The 15,728-nt window shown below is 74.2% G+C and carries 13 protein-coding genes; 9 read left to right on the top strand and 4 right to left on the bottom strand.

Annotation, left to right across the window (positions count from 1 at the left end; translation table 11 throughout):
- Positions 1-11: 11 nt before the first annotated feature.
- Positions 12-956 carry a diacylglycerol kinase family protein gene (locus ACN27G_RS12440; protein ID WP_421492960.1) on the top strand — a complete coding sequence of 315 codons (945 nt, stop codon included), beginning with the start codon at positions 12-14 and terminating at the stop codon, positions 954-956.
- A 694-nt stretch (positions 957-1,650) separates the two neighbouring features.
- On the opposite strand, the gene ACN27G_RS12435 is transcribed toward ACN27G_RS12440, so the two are convergent.
- Entirely contained in the window at positions 1,651-2,382 is a 732-nt protein-coding gene (locus ACN27G_RS12435) for an HAD family hydrolase (RefSeq protein ID WP_421497307.1), read from the bottom strand.
- Positions 2,383-2,513: 131 nt separating this feature from the next.
- Here ACN27G_RS12435 and ACN27G_RS12430 point away from each other — a divergent pair, with 131 nt between their 5' ends.
- Together ACN27G_RS12430 and ACN27G_RS12425 are read left to right on the top strand one after the other, a co-directional pair.
- A complete protein-coding gene (locus ACN27G_RS12430; protein WP_421492959.1) occupies positions 2,514-5,294 on the top strand; it encodes a DEAD/DEAH box helicase in 2,781 nt (926 codons plus the stop codon).
- A 188-nt stretch (positions 5,295-5,482) separates the two neighbouring features.
- Positions 5,483-6,361: an MHYT domain-containing protein gene (locus ACN27G_RS12425; protein WP_421492958.1), complete on the top strand. Its 879-nt coding sequence runs from the start codon at positions 5,483-5,485 to the stop codon at positions 6,359-6,361.
- Between the two features lie 35 nt (positions 6,362-6,396).
- On the opposite strand, the gene ACN27G_RS12420 is transcribed toward ACN27G_RS12425, so the two are convergent.
- Positions 6,397-7,326, bottom strand: a complete 930-nt coding sequence (locus ACN27G_RS12420; RefSeq protein WP_421492957.1) for a 5'-3' exonuclease — start codon at positions 7,324-7,326, stop codon at positions 6,397-6,399.
- Positions 7,327-7,409: 83 nt separating this feature from the next.
- Here ACN27G_RS12420 and ACN27G_RS12415 point away from each other — a divergent pair, with 83 nt between their 5' ends.
- The 3 genes from ACN27G_RS12415 to ACN27G_RS12405 all read left to right on the top strand — a co-directional run bounded on the left by ACN27G_RS12415 (position 7,410) and on the right by ACN27G_RS12405 (position 10,345).
- Entirely contained in the window at positions 7,410-8,522 is a 1,113-nt protein-coding gene (locus tag ACN27G_RS12415) for a M24 family metallopeptidase (protein ID WP_421492956.1), read from the top strand.
- On the top strand, positions 8,519-9,658 hold the full coding sequence (locus tag ACN27G_RS12410; RefSeq protein WP_421492955.1) for an acyl-CoA dehydrogenase family protein: 1,140 nt from the start codon (positions 8,519-8,521) through the stop codon (positions 9,656-9,658). Before ACN27G_RS12415 ends, ACN27G_RS12410 begins: the two co-directional genes overlap by 4 nt.
- Positions 9,659-9,820: 162 nt before the next feature.
- The gene (locus ACN27G_RS12405; RefSeq protein WP_421492954.1) at positions 9,821-10,345 is read left to right on the top strand and encodes an Lrp/AsnC family transcriptional regulator; all 525 of its coding nucleotides are present in this window, start codon (positions 9,821-9,823) and stop codon (positions 10,343-10,345) included.
- Here the strand turns inward: ACN27G_RS12405 and ACN27G_RS12400 are convergent.
- Positions 10,275-10,886 carry a histidine phosphatase family protein gene (locus tag ACN27G_RS12400; RefSeq protein WP_421492953.1) on the bottom strand — a complete coding sequence of 204 codons (612 nt, stop codon included), beginning with the start codon at positions 10,884-10,886 and terminating at the stop codon, positions 10,275-10,277. The genes ACN27G_RS12405 and ACN27G_RS12400 overlap by 71 nt on opposite strands.
- Positions 10,887-11,138: 252 nt before the next feature.
- Here ACN27G_RS12400 and ACN27G_RS12395 point away from each other — a divergent pair, with 252 nt between their 5' ends.
- The gene (locus tag ACN27G_RS12395) at positions 11,139-11,333 is read left to right on the top strand and encodes a CsbD family protein (RefSeq protein WP_421492952.1); all 195 of its coding nucleotides are present in this window, start codon (positions 11,139-11,141) and stop codon (positions 11,331-11,333) included.
- A 54-nt stretch (positions 11,334-11,387) separates the two neighbouring features.
- Here the strand turns inward: ACN27G_RS12395 and ACN27G_RS12390 are convergent, their stop codons facing one another.
- The gene (locus ACN27G_RS12390; RefSeq protein WP_421492951.1) at positions 11,388-12,833 is read right to left on the bottom strand and encodes a KamA family radical SAM protein; all 1,446 of its coding nucleotides are present in this window, start codon (positions 12,831-12,833) and stop codon (positions 11,388-11,390) included.
- Positions 12,834-13,041: 208 nt separating this feature from the next.
- On the opposite strand from ACN27G_RS12390, the gene ACN27G_RS12385 reads away from it, so the two are divergent.
- Positions 13,042-14,073, top strand: a complete 1,032-nt coding sequence (locus ACN27G_RS12385) for a zinc-binding alcohol dehydrogenase (RefSeq protein WP_421497306.1) — start codon at positions 13,042-13,044, stop codon at positions 14,071-14,073.
- Between the two features lie 5 nt (positions 14,074-14,078).
- A complete protein-coding gene (locus ACN27G_RS12380; protein WP_421492950.1) occupies positions 14,079-15,710 on the top strand; it encodes an amidohydrolase in 1,632 nt (543 codons plus the stop codon).
- Positions 15,711-15,728: the final 18 nt, after the last annotated feature.

Raw genomic sequence — 15,728 nt, 5'->3', positions numbered from 1 at the left:
CGGTGCTCGCCGTGACCGCCGACGATCAGCTCTCCGGTTCCGTCCCCGCTGGTCGGCCGCGCGACGGGCAGGTGGCGGTGCTGGCCAACCCCACCGCCGGGCGGGGGCGTTACCGGGGGCTGCTGCCGGCCGTCCTGGAGCGGCTCGGCTCGGCGGGACGGCCGGTGCGGCTGCTCGACGCGGAGAACGCCGCGCGGGCCGCCGCGGCCTGCCGCGCCGCCGTGGCGGAGGGGGCGGCCGCGCTGGTGACGGTCGGCGGCGACGGCACCGTGCACCTGGCGTTGCAGGCCGTCGCCGGCAGCGGGGTCGCGTTCGGCCCGGTGCCGGCCGGCACCGGCAACGACTTCGCGGCCGGCACCGGTTTCCCGGCCGATCCGCTCGGCGCGGTCGACGTGATCGCCGCCGCGCTGGTCGCCGGCCGGACCCGGCCCGCGGACCTGGCCCGGATGACCGGGGCGGACGGCACCGTGCGGTGGTACGGCGCGGTGCTGGCGGCCGGCTTCGACGCGCTCGTCAACGAGCGGGCCAACCGGATGTCCTGGCCGCGCGGTCCGCGCCGCTACGACCTCGCCATCCTGGTCGAGCTGGCCCGGCTCCGGCCCCGTCGCTATCTGCTCCGCCTCGACGGCGAGCCGGTCGAGGTCGACGGGGTCCTGGTGGCGGTGGGCAACTGTCCCAGCTACGGCGGCGGGATGCGGATCTGCCCGACCGCCGACCCGGCCGACGGACTGCTCGACGTGGTCTACGCCGGCCCGGTCGGCCGGGCGACGCTGGTCCGGATCAAGCCCCGGGTGTACCGGGGCAGCCACCTCGACCATCCGATGCTGCACACCCGGCGGGCGCGCACGATCGAGTTGGTCGCCGAGGACATCGTCGGATACGCCGACGGCGAGCGTGCCCTTCCGCTGCCGGTCACCGTGACCGCCGTCCCCGGCGCCGTACGCCTGCTGCGCTGATCCCTTCGCCGCACCGTGGCCACGTCCCGGGAACGGTCCCCCGGTCGGCCGTCGCCGAGCGCCCCCGCCAAATCGTCGACATCGGCGAGGCGAGGCGGCGCTGCGACGACCTGATCGACCTGGCGCACCGCTGGGCGGGGATACCTCAGCGCGACACTGTCGAGCTGCCCCGCTTGTGCACCCACCTCTGTCCATCCGTGTGCACCCACCTCTGTCCATCCGTGTGCACCCACCCGTGCGCCTGGGGGCACCGAGCGGTACGCCTGGGGCTTGTGTGCCTGGGGCTTGTGTGCCGGTGCATCCGCGCGTTGGGGCGGCGGGCCCTGGGTGTCGGTGCCGTCAGCCGGCTACGGCGGGATCGAGAACGGCGCCGGGACCGGGTGGATACCGCAGCCGGCCGGGTGGCCGTGCCGTCGACCGTCACCGCCCCGGTTGTGCGCCCAGCTCGACAGGCGCCGGGACTGGTCCCTTCGCCGGCGGGAGGCGCTGCGGCCCTGCTGGTTGGGCGGCTCGCGCCCCGCTTGTGCGCCCAGCTCGACAGGCGCCGTGCTGGAGAGTCCGGTGTGCCGCGATGGCGTATGCCGGCCCGTGCTCAGCGGCCGGGCGCCCTGCTCCGCGAACCGGCGCCGTGCTTTGCGAATCGGCGCCCTGCTCCGCGAATCGGTGCCGTGCCCGGCGGGTGGGCGCCGTGTGTTCAGCGGCCGTCCGGGGTCGCCAGGTCCACGGCGGCGGCGAGGCCGTTCGCCTGCCCCGCCTCGGCCGCCGGCAACACCAGGGCGGCGCAGCCGGCGCGTACCGCACCGGCGTCGGCGGGGGTGTCGCCGACCATCAGGGCCCGCTCCGGGTCCACCGCGAGCAGGCCGCAGGCGCGGTAGAAGATCGCCGGATCGGGCTTGCAGCGCCCGACCTCGTAGGAGAGGACGAAGGCGTCGACCAGCTCGGCGAGACCCCAGGCGGCGAAGAGCGGCCGGATGTCGAAGCCGACGTTGCTCACCACCGCGACCGGCACCTTCGCCCCGCGCAGCGCGTGCAGTGTCGCGGCCGCGTCCGCGTACGGGAGCCAGCCCTCCGGCACGAGGAGGCGTTCGTAGAGCGCCTCGGCCAGGCCCTCCACGCCGCTGTCGACGGTGGCGGCCAGCCCGACGTAGGCGGCGCGGTGGGCGGGGGCGTAGAGGTCGCGTTCCGCCCACACCTCGGCCAGGTGCGGCGGGACCCGGGACGGCAGCGGTCCACCGGCCCGGCCCGCCATGACCAGGCGGTCGGCCAGCGCGGTGGCCCGGACGCGGTCCAGGGGCGTCCCGCAGGTCTCGGCGGCGGCCAGTACCCAGGCGACCGGGTCCTCCACCTGGGCGAGGGTGCCGTGGAAGTCGAAGAGCACCGCGTCGACCGGCCGCCGGCGCGGCTGTCCGGGGGCGGAGTCGGCGATGCCGCTCGGCGTGGCGGGCGTCGGCGGTTCGGCATGGTCCGGCACGTCGTGCACCCTACCGACCGGCTTCCGGGGGGCCGCTCTACGGCCTGCCGCCGTGTGACCACCCGACACGCACTAACCTTGGATTCATGTCGAGCCCCGCCGAGCGGTACGCCGCGGCGCGCCGCCGGGCCGCGCAGGCCAGCATGTTCCCCGCACTCGACGAGTTCGCCCAGCAGCTCGGGTTCGACCTCGACGACTTCCAGCGGGACGCCTGCCAGGCGCTGGAGCGGGGCAGCGGCGTCCTGGTCTGCGCGCCGACCGGCGCCGGCAAGACGGCCGTCGGCGAGTTCGCCGTGCACCTGGCGCTGCGCACCGGGGCCGACCCGGGCGAAGCGACCCGGAAGTGCTTCTACACCACCCCGATCAAGGCGCTCTCCAACCAGAAGTACCACGACCTGGTGGAGCGGTACGGCTCGGCGCAGGTGGGGCTGCTCACCGGGGACAACGCGATAAACGGGGACGCGCCGGTGGTGGTGATGACCACCGAGGTGCTGCGGAACATGCTCTACGCGGGCTCGTCGAGCCTGGCCGGCCTCGCCTACGTCGTCATGGACGAGGTGCACTACCTCGCCGACCGCTTCCGGGGCGGCGTCTGGGAAGAGGTGATCATCCACCTGCCGGAGTCGGTGACCCTGGTCTCGCTCTCCGCGACCGTCTCCAACGCCGAGGAGTTCGCCGACTGGCTGGTCACCGTGCGCGGCGAGACCGAGGTGGTGGTCAGTGAGCACCGTCCGGTGCCGCTCTGGCAGCACATGCTTGTCAACCGGCGGATGTTCGACCTGTTCCACGACGCCGACGCGGCCCGTAAGCACGACGTGCATCCGGAGCTGCTCCGCTACACCCGCGAGATGATGCGCCGGCTCGAGCTCGGCGACGGCCGCACCCACGGGCCGGGCTGGGGACGCAGCGGCCCACGGGGCCCACGCTGGCGCGGCCCACTGCGCGCCGACATCGTGGAGCGGCTGGACCGGGAGGGGCTGCTGCCGGCGATCCTCTTCATCTTCAGCCGGGCCGGCTGCGACGCGGCCGTCCAGCAGTGCCTCGCCGCCGGTCTGCGGCTGACCGGTCCGGAGGAGCGGGCCGAGATCCGCCGGGTGGTGGAGGCCCGGATCACCAGCGTGCCCGCCGAGGACCTCGCCGTGCTCGGCTACTGGGAGTGGCTCGACGGCCTCGAACGCGGCCTGGCGGCCCACCACGCCGGGATGTTGCCGGCGTTCAAGGAGGTGGTCGAGGAGCTCTTCGTACGCGGTCTGGTGAAGGCGGTCTTCGCCACCGAGACCCTGTCGCTGGGGATCAACATGCCGGCCCGCTGTGTGGTGCTGGAACGGCTGGTGAAGTTCAACGGCGAGGCGCACGTCGACCTGACGCCGGGGGAGTACACCCAGCTCACCGGCAGGGCCGGCCGGCGGGGGATCGACGTGGAGGGGCACGCCGTCGTGGTCTGGTCGCCGGAGGTCGATCCCCGGCACGTGGCCGGGCTGGCCTCGACGCGCACCTATCCGCTGCGGTCGAGCTTCCGGCCGTCGTACAACATGGCGGTCAACCTGGTCGGGTCGGTCGGCGCGGCGCCCGCCCGGGAGCTGCTGGAGTCGTCGTTCGCGCAGTTCCAGGCGGACCGGTCGGTGGTCGGGCTGGCCCGGCAGGTGCAGCGCAACGTCGAGACGGTCGAGGCGTACGGCGCGGAGATCCGCTGCCACCTCGGGGACTTCGACGAGTACTTCGGGCTGCGGATGGCGATCGCCGACCGGGAGCAGACGTTGGCCCGGCAGGGGCAGAGCCAGCGGCGGGCGGCGACGCTGGCCGCGCTGGAGCGGCTGCGGGTCGGCGACGTGATCCGGGTGCCGTCGGGCCGGCGGGCCGGGCTGGCGGTGGTGCTCGATCCCGGTGTCGGCGGCTTCGGTGAGCCCCGGCCGCTGGTGCTGACCCAGGACCGCTGGGCCGGCCGGATCACGCCGGGCGACTTCACCACCCCGGCGGAGGTGCTGGCCCGGATCCGGGTCCCGAAGCACTTCAACCACCGGTCGCCGGCCGCCCGGCGGGACCTGGCGGCGGCGGTCAGCGGCACCGGGCTGGACCGGCACGGCGGGCGGCGCGGCCGTAACCGGGGTGGGGGCGGTGAGGACGAGCGGCTCACCCAGCTCCGTGCCGAGCTGCGCCGGCACCCCTGCGACGCCTGCCCGGACCGCGAGGAGCACGCCCGCTGGGCCGAACGACGCCGCCGCCTCGAGCGGGACACGGCGGAGCTGCGCCAGCGGGTGGCCGGGCGTACCGGATCGCTGACCCGCACCTTCGACCGGGTCTGCGGCATCCTCACCGCCCGCGGCTATCTGACGGAGGCGGGCGAGGTGACCGACGCCGGCCGGATGCTGGGCCGGATCTGGACCGAGGCCGACCTGCTGGTGGCGGAGTGCCTGCGCCGGGGGGTCTGGGCGGGGCTCTCCCCGGCCGAGCTGGCCGCGGCGGTCTCGGTGGTGGTCTACGAGGCGCGCCGGGACGCCGACGAGCGGGCCTCGGTGCCCCGGGGCCCGGTCTCGGACGCCGTCGGCGAGACGCTGAAGATCTGGGCCGAGCTGGAGGCCGACGAGGCGGAGCGCGGGCTGGAGGCGACCCGGGAGCCCGATCTCGGCTTCGTCTGGCCGGTCTACCGGTGGGCCCGGGGCGAGGCGCTGGCGAAGGTACTGGCCAGCGGCCACAACCTCGACGGGGACATGCCGGCCGGCGACTTCGTGCGCTGGGCCCGGCAGGTGGTGGACCTGCTCGGGCAGGTCGCCGACTCCGCCGGTGCCTCCGTGGAGGTACGCGGCACCGCACGGCAGGCGATGGCGACGATCAACCGGGGCGTGCTCGCGTACCACGGCGCGATCTGACGGGCCGATCGGGGCTCGGCTGTTCGGCCAACCGCCGCTCCTCCGGTGATGATCTTTCCGGTCACCCTGACCACGGTCCGTCGGTCGCCAGATGCGCCCGAACGCACCGTTGTGGCTGTTCGGGCCTCAAGTGATCATCGTGCCGGGCGCGGAACCCGCCGTGTCGACGGCCCGAGGAGACGGTCAGCATGGCCCACATCAACCACTTCCAGTACGGCTGGATCACGCCCGCGCTGAGCTACGGGCTCTCCGTCCTCGGCTCCTTCCTCGGGCTGCTCTGCGCCGTACGGGTCCGCGAGGCCCAGTCGCTGGGACGCCGGATCTGGTGGCTCGTCCTCGCCGCCTGGGCGATCGGCGGCACGGCGATCTGGACCATGCACTTCACCGCCATGCTCGGGTTCAGCGTCTCCGGCAGCCAGATCCGCTACGACGTGCCGATGACCGTGGCGAGCGCCCTGATCGCCGTCCTCACCGTCGGCGTCGGGCTGGTCGTCGCGGTGTTCGGGCAGGCCGGCTGGGCGCGGATCCTGCTCGGCGGGGTCTTCGCCGGGTTCGGCGTGGCCGCCATGCACTACATGGGCATGGCGGCGATGCAGCTGCGCGGCAGGATCGACTACGAGGGTTCGCTGGTGGCGGCGTCGGTACTGATCGGGGTGGTCGCCGCGACCGCCGCGCTCTGGCTGGCTGTCACCGTACGCGGCACCCGGGCGGTGACCGGTGCGGCGTTCGTGATGGGGTTCGCGGTCAGCGGTATGCACTACACCGGGATGGCCGCGATGTCGGTGCAGGCCCGGCCCTCGGCTCCGGCGCCGACCGGTGCCAGCGGGGCGACCCTGCTGCTGCCGATCATGTTGATCGTCGTCTTCGTGGCGTTCGTGCTCTTCTACGCCCTGCTCGCCACCCCGACCGAGGACGACCGCGCCGCCTCGGCGTACCTGGCGGACCGGGCGGCCGAGCGGCTCGCCGCCGACCGGGCCGCCGCCGACCGGGTGGTCGATCCCGCTGCGGACCGCCCCGCCCCGCCGGCCGGCCCGCGGCGGCGCTTCCAGCGCCGGCAACCCTTCTGACACCGGCCGGGCGGGAAGCCTGCCGAGGTGCGTGCTCAGGCGGAGACGGTGTTGCCGGCGAGGGCGTCGACCAGGCGGCGGCACGGGCCCGCGAGGTTCCACCGCTCGGCCAGGGCGAGCAGTCGGTCGGCGTCGACCGGCGCCGCCGGCAGCGTGCTGGTCAGCGGCGGCAGCGGCACGTCCAGGGCGACCCGGACCACCGTCGGCGCCACGGCCAGGTAGTCCCGGGCGGCCTCCAGCTTGCTCCGCAGCCCGGGGGCGAAGCCGGAGGCCGGGTCGTCGAGCGCGGCGAGGATGCCGTCCAGGCTGCCGTACCGCTCGACCAGCCGGGCCGCGGTCTTGTCGCCCACGCCGGCCACCCCGGGCAGGCCGTCGCTGGGGTCGCCGCGCAGGGCGGCGAAGTCGGCGTACCGGGCGGCCGGCACGCCGTACCTGGCGCGGACGGCGGCGTCGTCGCAGTCCTCCAGCTTCGCCACGCCACGCCCGCAGTAGAGCAGCCGCACCGGTCGGGCGTCGTCGACGAGCTGGAACAGGTCCCGGTCGCCGGAGGCCACCTCCACCGGGGCGGGCTCGGTCACGGCCAGGGTGCCCAGGACATCGTCGGCCTCGTAGCCGTCCGCGCCGATCGCCGGGATGCCGATCGCGGCGAGCACCTCGAGGATCAGCGGCACCTGCGGGGAGAGGGTGTCCGGCACCACCTCGCCACCCTCCGGCGCCACCCGGTGCGCCTTGTACGACGGCAGCAGCGCCACCCGCCAGGCCGGGCGCCAGTCGTGGTCCAGAGCGCAGACCAGCCGGTCCGGCCGGCGGGTGCGGATCAGCGTGGCGAGCATGTCCAGGAAGCCCCGGACGGCGTTGACCGGGCTGCCGTCCGGCGCCCTGGCGGCCGACTCCGGGATGCCGAAGTAGGCCCGGAAGTAGAGGCTCGGCGCGTCGACGAGGAGCAGGGGGCGGGCGTCGTTCACCCGGACAGCCTGGCACAGCATCCGCCGGTTCCGGCACAGGCCTCCGTCGTCGATTCCACCCGAACGACCGTTAAGCTGTTCGCGTGGGTGACGAAGACCTCTATCCCCCGGAGCGGCTGGCGGCGGCCCAGCAGGCCACCGTCGAGGCCGGGCTGGACGCCCTGCTCCTGCCGCCCGGCTCCGACCTGCGCTACCTGACCGGCTACCACGCGCACGCGCTCGAACGCCTCACCTGCCTGGTGCTGCCGGCGACCGGTCGACCGACCCTGGTCGTGCCGACCCTGGAACGCCCCGCCGCCGAGGCGTCGCCGGCGCCGCGCACGGGGGTACGCATCGTCGACCATCCGGACGGCACCGACCCGTACCCGCTGGTGGTGCAGGCCCTCGGCGGGCCGGTCGGTGCGGTCGGCCTCGGCGACCGGATGTGGGCCGAGCAGGTCCTCGCGCTGCGGGCCGCGCTGCCCGGGGCCAGCCAGCGGCTGGCCGGGGAGGTGCTGCGGCCGCTGCGGCTGCGCAAGTCGGCGGCGGAGGTGGCGGCGCTGCGCGAGGCCGGCGCCGCGATCGACGCGGTGCACGCCCGGATGGCCGATTGGCTCCGCCCCGGCCGCACCGAGGCGCAGGTGGCCGCGGACATCTCCGCCGCCATCCTGGAGGCCGGCCACGCCACCGCCGACTTCGCCATCGTCGCCGCCGGCCCGAACGGGGCCAGCCCGCACCACGAGACGTCGGACCGGGTGATCGGTGCCGGCGAGCCGGTCGTCGTCGACATCGGCGGGACGATGCCCTCCGGCTACCGCTCCGACTCCACCCGGTGCTACGTGGTCGGCACGCCGCCGCCGGAGTTCGCCGACTACTACCAGGTGCTCCTCGATGCGCAGCTGGCCGCGGTCGGCGCGGTCCGGCCCGGGGTCAGCGCGGCGGCGGTGGACGGGGTCGCCCGCGAGGTGATCGGTGAGGCCGGCTACGGCGCCGCCTTCCTGCACCGCACCGGGCACGGCATCGGGCTGGACGGGCACGAGGACCCGTACCTGGTCGCCGGCAACGAGCTGCCGCTGGAGCCGGGGATGGCCTTCTCGATCGAGCCGGGGATCTATCTCGCCGGCCGGCACGGCGCCCGGATCGAGGACATCGTGGTCTGCACCCCGGACGGGGTGGAGCGGCTCAACACCATCCACCGAGAGCTGGTGCTGCTATGACGGTCGACCGGATCCTGCCCAGCGACGAGGCGTACGAGCTGCTCGACCTCGTCACCGAACTCGCCGACCGGGAACTGGCGCCCCGGGCGGCCGACTTCGAGCAGCGGGGCGTCTTCCCCCGCGAGCTGGTGCGCACCCTCGGCCGGGCCGGGCTGCTCGGACTGCCCTACCCGGAGGAGTACGGCGGGGCGGCCCAACCGTACGAGGTCTACCTCCAGGTGCTGGAGATCCTCGCCAGCCGCTGGCTCGCGGTGGCCGAGGCGGTCAGCGTGCACACCCTCTCCTGCCACCCGGTGGCCACCTTCGGCGGGGAGCAGGTCCGCAAGCTGCTCCCCGACATGATCGGCGGCGAGCTGCTCGGGGCGTACTGCCTCTCGGAGCCGCAGGGCGGCTCGGACGCGTCCGCGCTGACCACCCGGGCGGTCCCGGACGGCGGCGACTACGTCGTCTCCGGCACCAAGGCCTGGATCACCCACGCCGGCAACGCCGACTTCTACAACATCTTCTGCCGCACCGGCGGCCCCGGCGCGCGGGGCATCTCCTGCCTGCTCGCCGACGCCGGCACGCCCGGGATCGTGCCGCAGGCGGCGGAGCGCACCATGGGGCTGCGCGCCTCACCGGTCGCGCAGATCGCCTTCGACGAGGCGCGGGTGCCGGCCGACCGGCTGGTCGGCGCCGAGGGGGAGGGGTTCCGGATCGCGCTGTCCGCACTCGACAGCGGTCGGCTGGGCATCGCCGCCTGTGCGGTGGGGCTGGCCCAGGCCGCCCTCGACCACGCGACCGACTACGCCCGGCAGCGGGAACAGTTCGGCCGGCCGATCATCGACTTCCAGGGGCTCGGCTTCCTCCTGGCCGACCTCGCCACCCAGGTCTCGGCGGCCCGGGCGCTGATGCTGGCCGCCGCCCGGCTGCGCGACGCGGGCCGGCCGTACTCGACCGAGGCGGCCAAGGCGAAGCTCTTCGCCACCGACACCGCGATGCGGGTCACCACCGACGCGGTGCAGGTGCTCGGCGGCGCCGGATATGTGGCGGACCACCCGGTGGAGCGGTACATGCGGGAGGCGAAGGTGTTGCAGATCGTCGAGGGAACCAACCAGATCCAGCGCCTGGTGATCTCCCGCTCGCTGGCCCGCTGACCGGCGCGCCCGCCGCGTCACCGGCCCCGCCGCCCGGGGCACCGCCATCGGCGTCCACCGGCGGTCGCCGGGCCGGCGCCAGTTATCGACCTGATAACGTGCGGTGACGACGCGACGGGTTCGGCGTCGTCCCGCCCACTATCTACCGGTAGGTTGCACGCCGTGGAGGAGACCGATCGGGCCATCGTGGCGGCCCTGGCCGTCGACGGGCGGCTGTCGTACACGGATCTGGCCGAGCGGGTGGGGCTGTCGGTCTCCGCGGTGCACCAGCGGGTCCGCCGGCTGGAGCAGCGCGGTGTGATCAGGGGGTACGCCGCGCGGGTCTCGTTCGAGGCGCTCGACCTGCCGTTGAGCGCGTTCGTGGCGATCCGCCCGCTGGATCCGTCGCAGCCGGACGACGCCCCGGAGCGGCTGGCACACCTGCCGGAGATCGACTCCTGCTACTCGGTGGCGGGGGAGGACTTCTACCTGCTGCTGGTCCGGGTGGCCAGCCCGCTGGACCTGGAGCGGGTGCTCCAGGAGATCCGTACCACCGCGAACGTCACCACCAGGACGACGGTGGTGCTCTCGATCCCGTACGAGAACCGGCCGCCGAAGCTGCGTCCCGGGTCGAAGCTCAGGACGGAGCCGGGGGCGGCCCGGCTGCGGGCGCTGCCGCCCGACCCGGCGAGTTCCAGCGCAGGATGACCGGCCGGCCGTGCTCGTAACCGAGCGTGGAGACGGTGGCGGTGTCCAGGCGCAGCCGGCCACCGACGCCGGCCGGTAGGCCGATCCAGCGCGCTCCGGCCACCCGCAGGCTGTGCCCGTGGGCGACCAGGGCCACGTCGCCGTCGTCGAGGAACGCGGTCGCCCGGGCCAGCACCCGGTCGAGCCGGCTGCCGACCTGGTCCGGTTGCTCGCCGCCGGGGCAGCCGTCCGTCCAGAGCAGCCAGTCCGGGCGTTCCTGCCGGATCTGCGCGGTGGTCAGTCCCTCGTACTCGCCGTAGTTCCACTCGCCGAGGTCCTCGTCGACGGCGGTGACGGCCAGGCCGGCGAGTTCGGCGGTGCGCAGGGCACGCCGCCGAGGGCTGGAGAGCACCGCGGCGAAGCGGCGCCCGCCGAGCTCCCCGGTGATGTCCCGGGCCTGCCGCTCGCCCTCCGGGGTGAGCTCCAGATCGGTGTACGAGGTGTGCCGGTGGCTGGCGCTCCAGGTGGTCTCGCCATGCCGGACGAGGACGATCTCGGCCATAACCCCCAGTCAACCACCTCACCTCCGGCACCCCGAACCGGCATTCCGGCCGTGGTCTAGCATCCTAGGATGCTTTACGCGGTGTGCCCGCCACCACAGACCGCACATCGAGGAAAGCCCCGACGGACACGGAGGAGGCTTTTCCTGTTCGAGTGCTTTCGCGGCGATTAGCCGGGTTTCATGCCGGGCAGGTCGGGCAAGCTACCTGCGACAGCCGCCGCCACGTGCGGGGGCGCGAAGGAGAGGTGCGACATGAGTGCCATGGACAAGATGCGCAACAAGGCCGAGGAGCTGAAGGGCGCCGCCAAGGAGCGGATGGGCGACCGCACCGACAACGAGCAGATGCGCGGCGAGGGCGCCAGCGAGCGGACGCAGGCCAAGGCGAAGCAGGCCGGTTCGAACGTCAAGGAGGCGGGTCGCAACGTCCGGGAGACGTTCGACCGTTGACGGTGAGAACCTGTCGTCTTGGGGGGCCGCAGGTGGAGGGCGGCTGTTCCGTCCTCAGCGGGCGGCCCGGGTGCCGTGCCGGGCCCACCAGGCCCGGCCGGCGTCCGGCAGGCTGTCGATCGGGTCGTAGTAGGCGTACCGCCGGTCCAGGGCGGCCTCGTCGGCCGACTCGATCGACGTGCGGTAGTTCTTGGTCCAGTAGGAGATGCCGCGCTCGCGGTCGTACTCGGTGACCATGTGCACCCAGCGCTTGCCGACGAAGGGCACGTCACAGACGATCCGCGGGGTGGCGTAGCCGGGCAGGTAGCCCATCAGGTCATGCTGGAGCCGCTGGGCGTGCCAGACCGGGACCCGCCAGTGCTCGGCGTTCGGGATCATGTCGCACATGTAGAAGTAGTACGGCAAAATGCCGGCCTCGCCCTGGAGCGCGAAACAGAGGTCGAGCAGGTCGGTGGCGGTCGCGTTGACCCCGCGCATCAGCACGCCCTGGTTGCGTACGTCGCGGACGCCGACCTCGAGCGCGGTCTGCGCGGCCCGGGCGACCAGCGGGGTGAGCGTCTGGGCGTGGTTGACGTGGGTGTGGATGGCGAGGTTGACGCCGCGCCGGGCGGCGGTGCGGGCGACCCGTTCGAGTCCCTCCACGACGTCCGGCTGTAGCCAGTGCTGGGGGAGCCCGGCCAGTGCCTTGGTGGCGAGCCGGATGTCCCGGATCGTTTCGATCTCCAGCAGTCGCATCAGGTACGACTCGAGGTGCCGCCAGGGCACGTTGGCGACGTCGCCGCCGGAGACGACCACGTCCCGTACGCCGGGGTGGGCGCGCAGGTAGTTGACGTGTGCGTCGTACCGGTCGACGGGTTTGAGGCTGAGCCGGAGTTTGTCGACGGTCGGGGTGGAGTTGCCGACGAGGTCCATCCGGGTGCAGTGCCCGCAGTACTGCGGGCAGGTGGCGAGCAGTTCGGCGAGGACCTTGGTGGGGTAGCGGTGGGTGAGCCCTTCGGCGACCCACATGTCGTGCTCGTGCAGCGAGTCGCGGCTGGCGTAGGGGTGGGAGGGCCAGTCGGTGCGCCGGTCGCCGGCGAGCGGCAGCATGTAGCGGCGGATCGGGTCGGCCCGGAAGGCGTCGGTGGTGACGGGGGCGTCCGGCACCATCGTGTTGAGCATCTGGGGCGGGACGAGCATGGACATGGTGGCCAGGTTGGTCTGGTCGGCGGTGAGGTCGGCGTAGCAGTCGTCGTCGACGGTGTCGCCGAGGACGGCGCGGAGTTGCCGGACGTTCTTGACGCAGTTGGCGCGCTGCCACTGTGCCGATTCCCACTGGTCGCGGGTCACCTGCCGCCAGCCCGGGAAGCGGGTCCAGTCGGGTTCGACGAGGGGGCGGCGGCGGTATTCGTAGGGCTGCCCGGCCGTGGGCTGTTCCGGCGTGCCGGCGGCGTGGGCCGGCGCGGCCGGGTCGAGCGCGGCGATGGCCGGTCCGACCTGTGTGGCGTCGACCTGTGTCACGGTGCCTCCTCCAGTTCGGTTGCCCGTGGCGGCAGCCAGCGGTGCCGGTGGTACCTCTGGACCTTGAACGCTACTGGAGGATTTCCCGCAGAGGAAATATCCTGCCGTAAGTTTTCCTGTTCGGGAGCGGATGCGAGCGGTAATGCGCGCCGCTGTGCATGGGGTGTCCGGAGGAGGCGGGATGGGGTCGTCCAGCGGTGCGACGGTGGTGTCGGCGGTCGGGCTGCGCCGGGTGGTCGAGCCGGCCGGGGTGTTGCCGCAGGCGGCGTACCGGCTGGACGCCCGGGGTGAGATCGCCGCCGACGAGGTCCGGATCCGGGTCGAGCGGCTGAACCTGGACGCGGCGAGCTTCCGGCAGTTGGCGGAGAAGCACGGCGGCGACGGTGCGGCGGTGCGGGCGGAGGTGCTGTCGATCATCCAGGACCGGGGCAAGATGCATAATCCGGTCACGGGCTCGGGTGGGATGCTGATCGGCACGGTGGCCGAGGTCGGCCCGGAGTCACCGCTGCCGGTGAAGCCGGGCGACCGGGTGGCGACGCTGGTCTCGCTGACCCTGACGCCGCTGGCGGTCACCGACGGGCTCGCCGGCTGGGACGGTCGCGGCGAGCAGGTGCCGTGCGCCGGGCACGCGATCCTCTTCGCCCGGTCGGTGGTGGCGGTGCTGCCGGACGATCTCGATCCCCGGCTGAGCCTGGCGGTGCTGGACGTCTGCGGCGCGCCCGCGCTGACCGCCCGCACGGTGCGCGGGTATGCCGAGCCGCCGACGGTGGCGGTGCTCGGCGGTGCCGGCAAGAGCGGGTCGCTGGCCCTGGCCGCCGCCCGGCAGGCGGGTGCGGCCCGCACGGTCGGGGTGGTGCCGGTGCCGGCGGAGCGGGACCGGCTGCTCGCCGCCGGCCTCGCCACCGAGGTGGTACTCGCCGACGCCCGGGACCCGGTGGGGCTGGCGGCGGCGGTTGCCGGGGCGCTGGGCGGGCCGGCGGACGTGACGGTGGTCTGCGTCGACGTGCCCGGCTGCGAGCACGGGGCGATCCTGGCCACCGCCGACGGCGGGACGGTGGTCTTCTTCTCGATGGCGACGAGTTTCGCCGCGGCGGCGCTCGGTGCGGAGGGTCTGGCCGCGGACGTGACGATGGTGATCGGCAACGGCTACCTGCCGGGGCATGCCGCGTACGCGCTGTCGTTGCTGCGTACGGTGCCGGGAGTGCGCGCGCTCTTCGCCGAGCGGCTGGCGGCAGACTGAAGGCCATGACGAACCCCTCGATTCTCTACCGTGGCGGCCGGTTGTTCTGTCCGGCCGATCCGCGGGCGACGGCGCTGCTGGTCCGGGACGGCCGGATCGACTGGCTCGGCGGCGATGGTGACGCCCCGTCCGCCGACCGGGTGGTGGAGTTGGACGGCGCGCTGGTGACCCCGGCGTTCGTGGACGCGCACGTGCACGTCACCGACACCGGTCTGGCGCTGGCCGGGCTGGATCTGTCCGGGGCGCGGTCGGCGGCCGACGTGCTGGCGGCGGTGGCCGGGTTCACGGCGGGGCTGCCGGCCGACGCGGTGGTGCTGGGGCACGGCTGGGACGAGTCGGCGTGGCCGGACCGGCGGGTGCCGGTGGCGGCGGAGCTGGACCGGGCGGCCGGGGGCCGGCGGGTGTATCTGTCGCAGGCGTCGATCCATTCGGCGCTCTGTTCGGTGGCGCTGCTGGCGGCGGTGCCGGAGGTGGTCAGGGCGCCGGGCTACGACGCGTCGGGGTGGCTGCGCCGGGACGCCCATCATCTGGTGCGGGCGGTGGCGATGGGTTCGGTGACGCCGGTGCAGCGGCGGGCGGCGCAGCGGGTGGCGTTGGGCCGGGCGGCGTCGCTGGGGATCGCGGCGGTGCACGAGTGCGGCGGGCCGGAGATCTCCAGCGAGGAGGATTTCACCGCTCTGCTCGCGCTCTCCGGTGCCGGCGCCCCGGAGGTGTACGGCTACTGGGGCGAGTTGACGGGTGCGCGGCGGGCCCGGGAGCTGGGTGCGGTCGGTGCGGGTGGGGATCTGTTCGCGGACGGGGCGCTGGGTGCGCGTACGGCGCATCTGTCGGTGCCGTACGCCGACGGTGAGCCGGGTGGCTGCGGGCACGGCTATCTGACGGCGGAGCAGGTCCGGGACCATCTGCTGGACTGTGCGGCGCACGACGTGCAGGGCGGGTTCCACGCGATCGGGGACGCGGCGATCGGCACGGTGCTGGCCGGGTTCGCCGGTGCGGCGGGGGTGCTGGGGGTGGAGCGGCTGCGCGCGGCCGGGCACCGGGTCGAGCATGCCGAGATCATGGAGAAGCGGTTGATCGCCGGCTTCGTCGAGTACGGGATCGTGGCGAGCATGCAGCCGGCGTTCGACCGGTTGTGGGGCGGCGATCGGCAGATGTACGCGTCGCGGCTGGGGGTCGGGCGGTCGCTGGAGTCGAATCCGATGGGTGCGATGCACGGGGTGGGGGTGACGCTGGCGTTCGGGTCGGACTCGCCGGTGACGCCGCTGGATCCGTGGGGTTCGGTGCGGGCGGCGGTGGCGCACTTCAATCCGGCGCAGCGGCTGAGCGTGCGGGCGGCGTTCGCGGCGCACACCCGGGGTGGCTGGCGGGCGGTGCCGGCGGGTGCGGGTGGCCGGGATCCGCGGCTTCCGGAGGGGGTGCTGGTGCCGGGGGCGGCGGCGACGTTCGCGGTCTGGTCGACGCCGGCCGGGGTGGGCGACGGTGGCCTGCCGGTGCTGGTGTCGGAGGTCGCGGAGGTGCGGGGGCCGGACGATCCGACGCCGTTGCCGGTCTGCCGGCGGACGGTGGTGCGCGGGTCGGTGATCTACGACGTGGACGGGGACGGCGACGACGAGGGCGGCGCGGTGGGTGCGTCGTGACCGGGCAGTGGGAGGCCG

Origin of the sequence: Plantactinospora sp. WMMB334 (assembly GCF_049179095.1) — a bacterium.
Classification (GTDB): Bacteria; Actinomycetota; Actinomycetes; order Mycobacteriales; family Micromonosporaceae; genus Plantactinospora.
The sequence above is the reverse complement of the archived record's forward strand: the minus strand, read 5'-3'. Positions and strand labels throughout refer to the sequence as shown.

Coding starts and splice junctions, on each gene's coding strand:
- ACN27G_RS12430 (WP_421492959.1), top strand. CDS start 2,514: ATGTCGAGCCCCGCCGAGCGGTACGCCGCGGCGCGCCGCCGGGCCGCG.
- ACN27G_RS12425 (WP_421492958.1), top strand. CDS start 5,483: ATGGCCCACATCAACCACTTCCAGTACGGCTGGATCACGCCCGCGCTG.
- ACN27G_RS12400 (WP_421492953.1), bottom strand. CDS start 10,886: ATGGCCGAGATCGTCCTCGTCCGGCATGGCGAGACCACCTGGAGCGCC.
- ACN27G_RS12410 (WP_421492955.1), top strand. CDS start 8,519: ATGACGGTCGACCGGATCCTGCCCAGCGACGAGGCGTACGAGCTGCTC.
- ACN27G_RS12380 (WP_421492950.1), top strand. CDS start 14,079: ATGACGAACCCCTCGATTCTCTACCGTGGCGGCCGGTTGTTCTGTCCG.
- ACN27G_RS12395 (WP_421492952.1), top strand. CDS start 11,139: ATGAGTGCCATGGACAAGATGCGCAACAAGGCCGAGGAGCTGAAGGGC.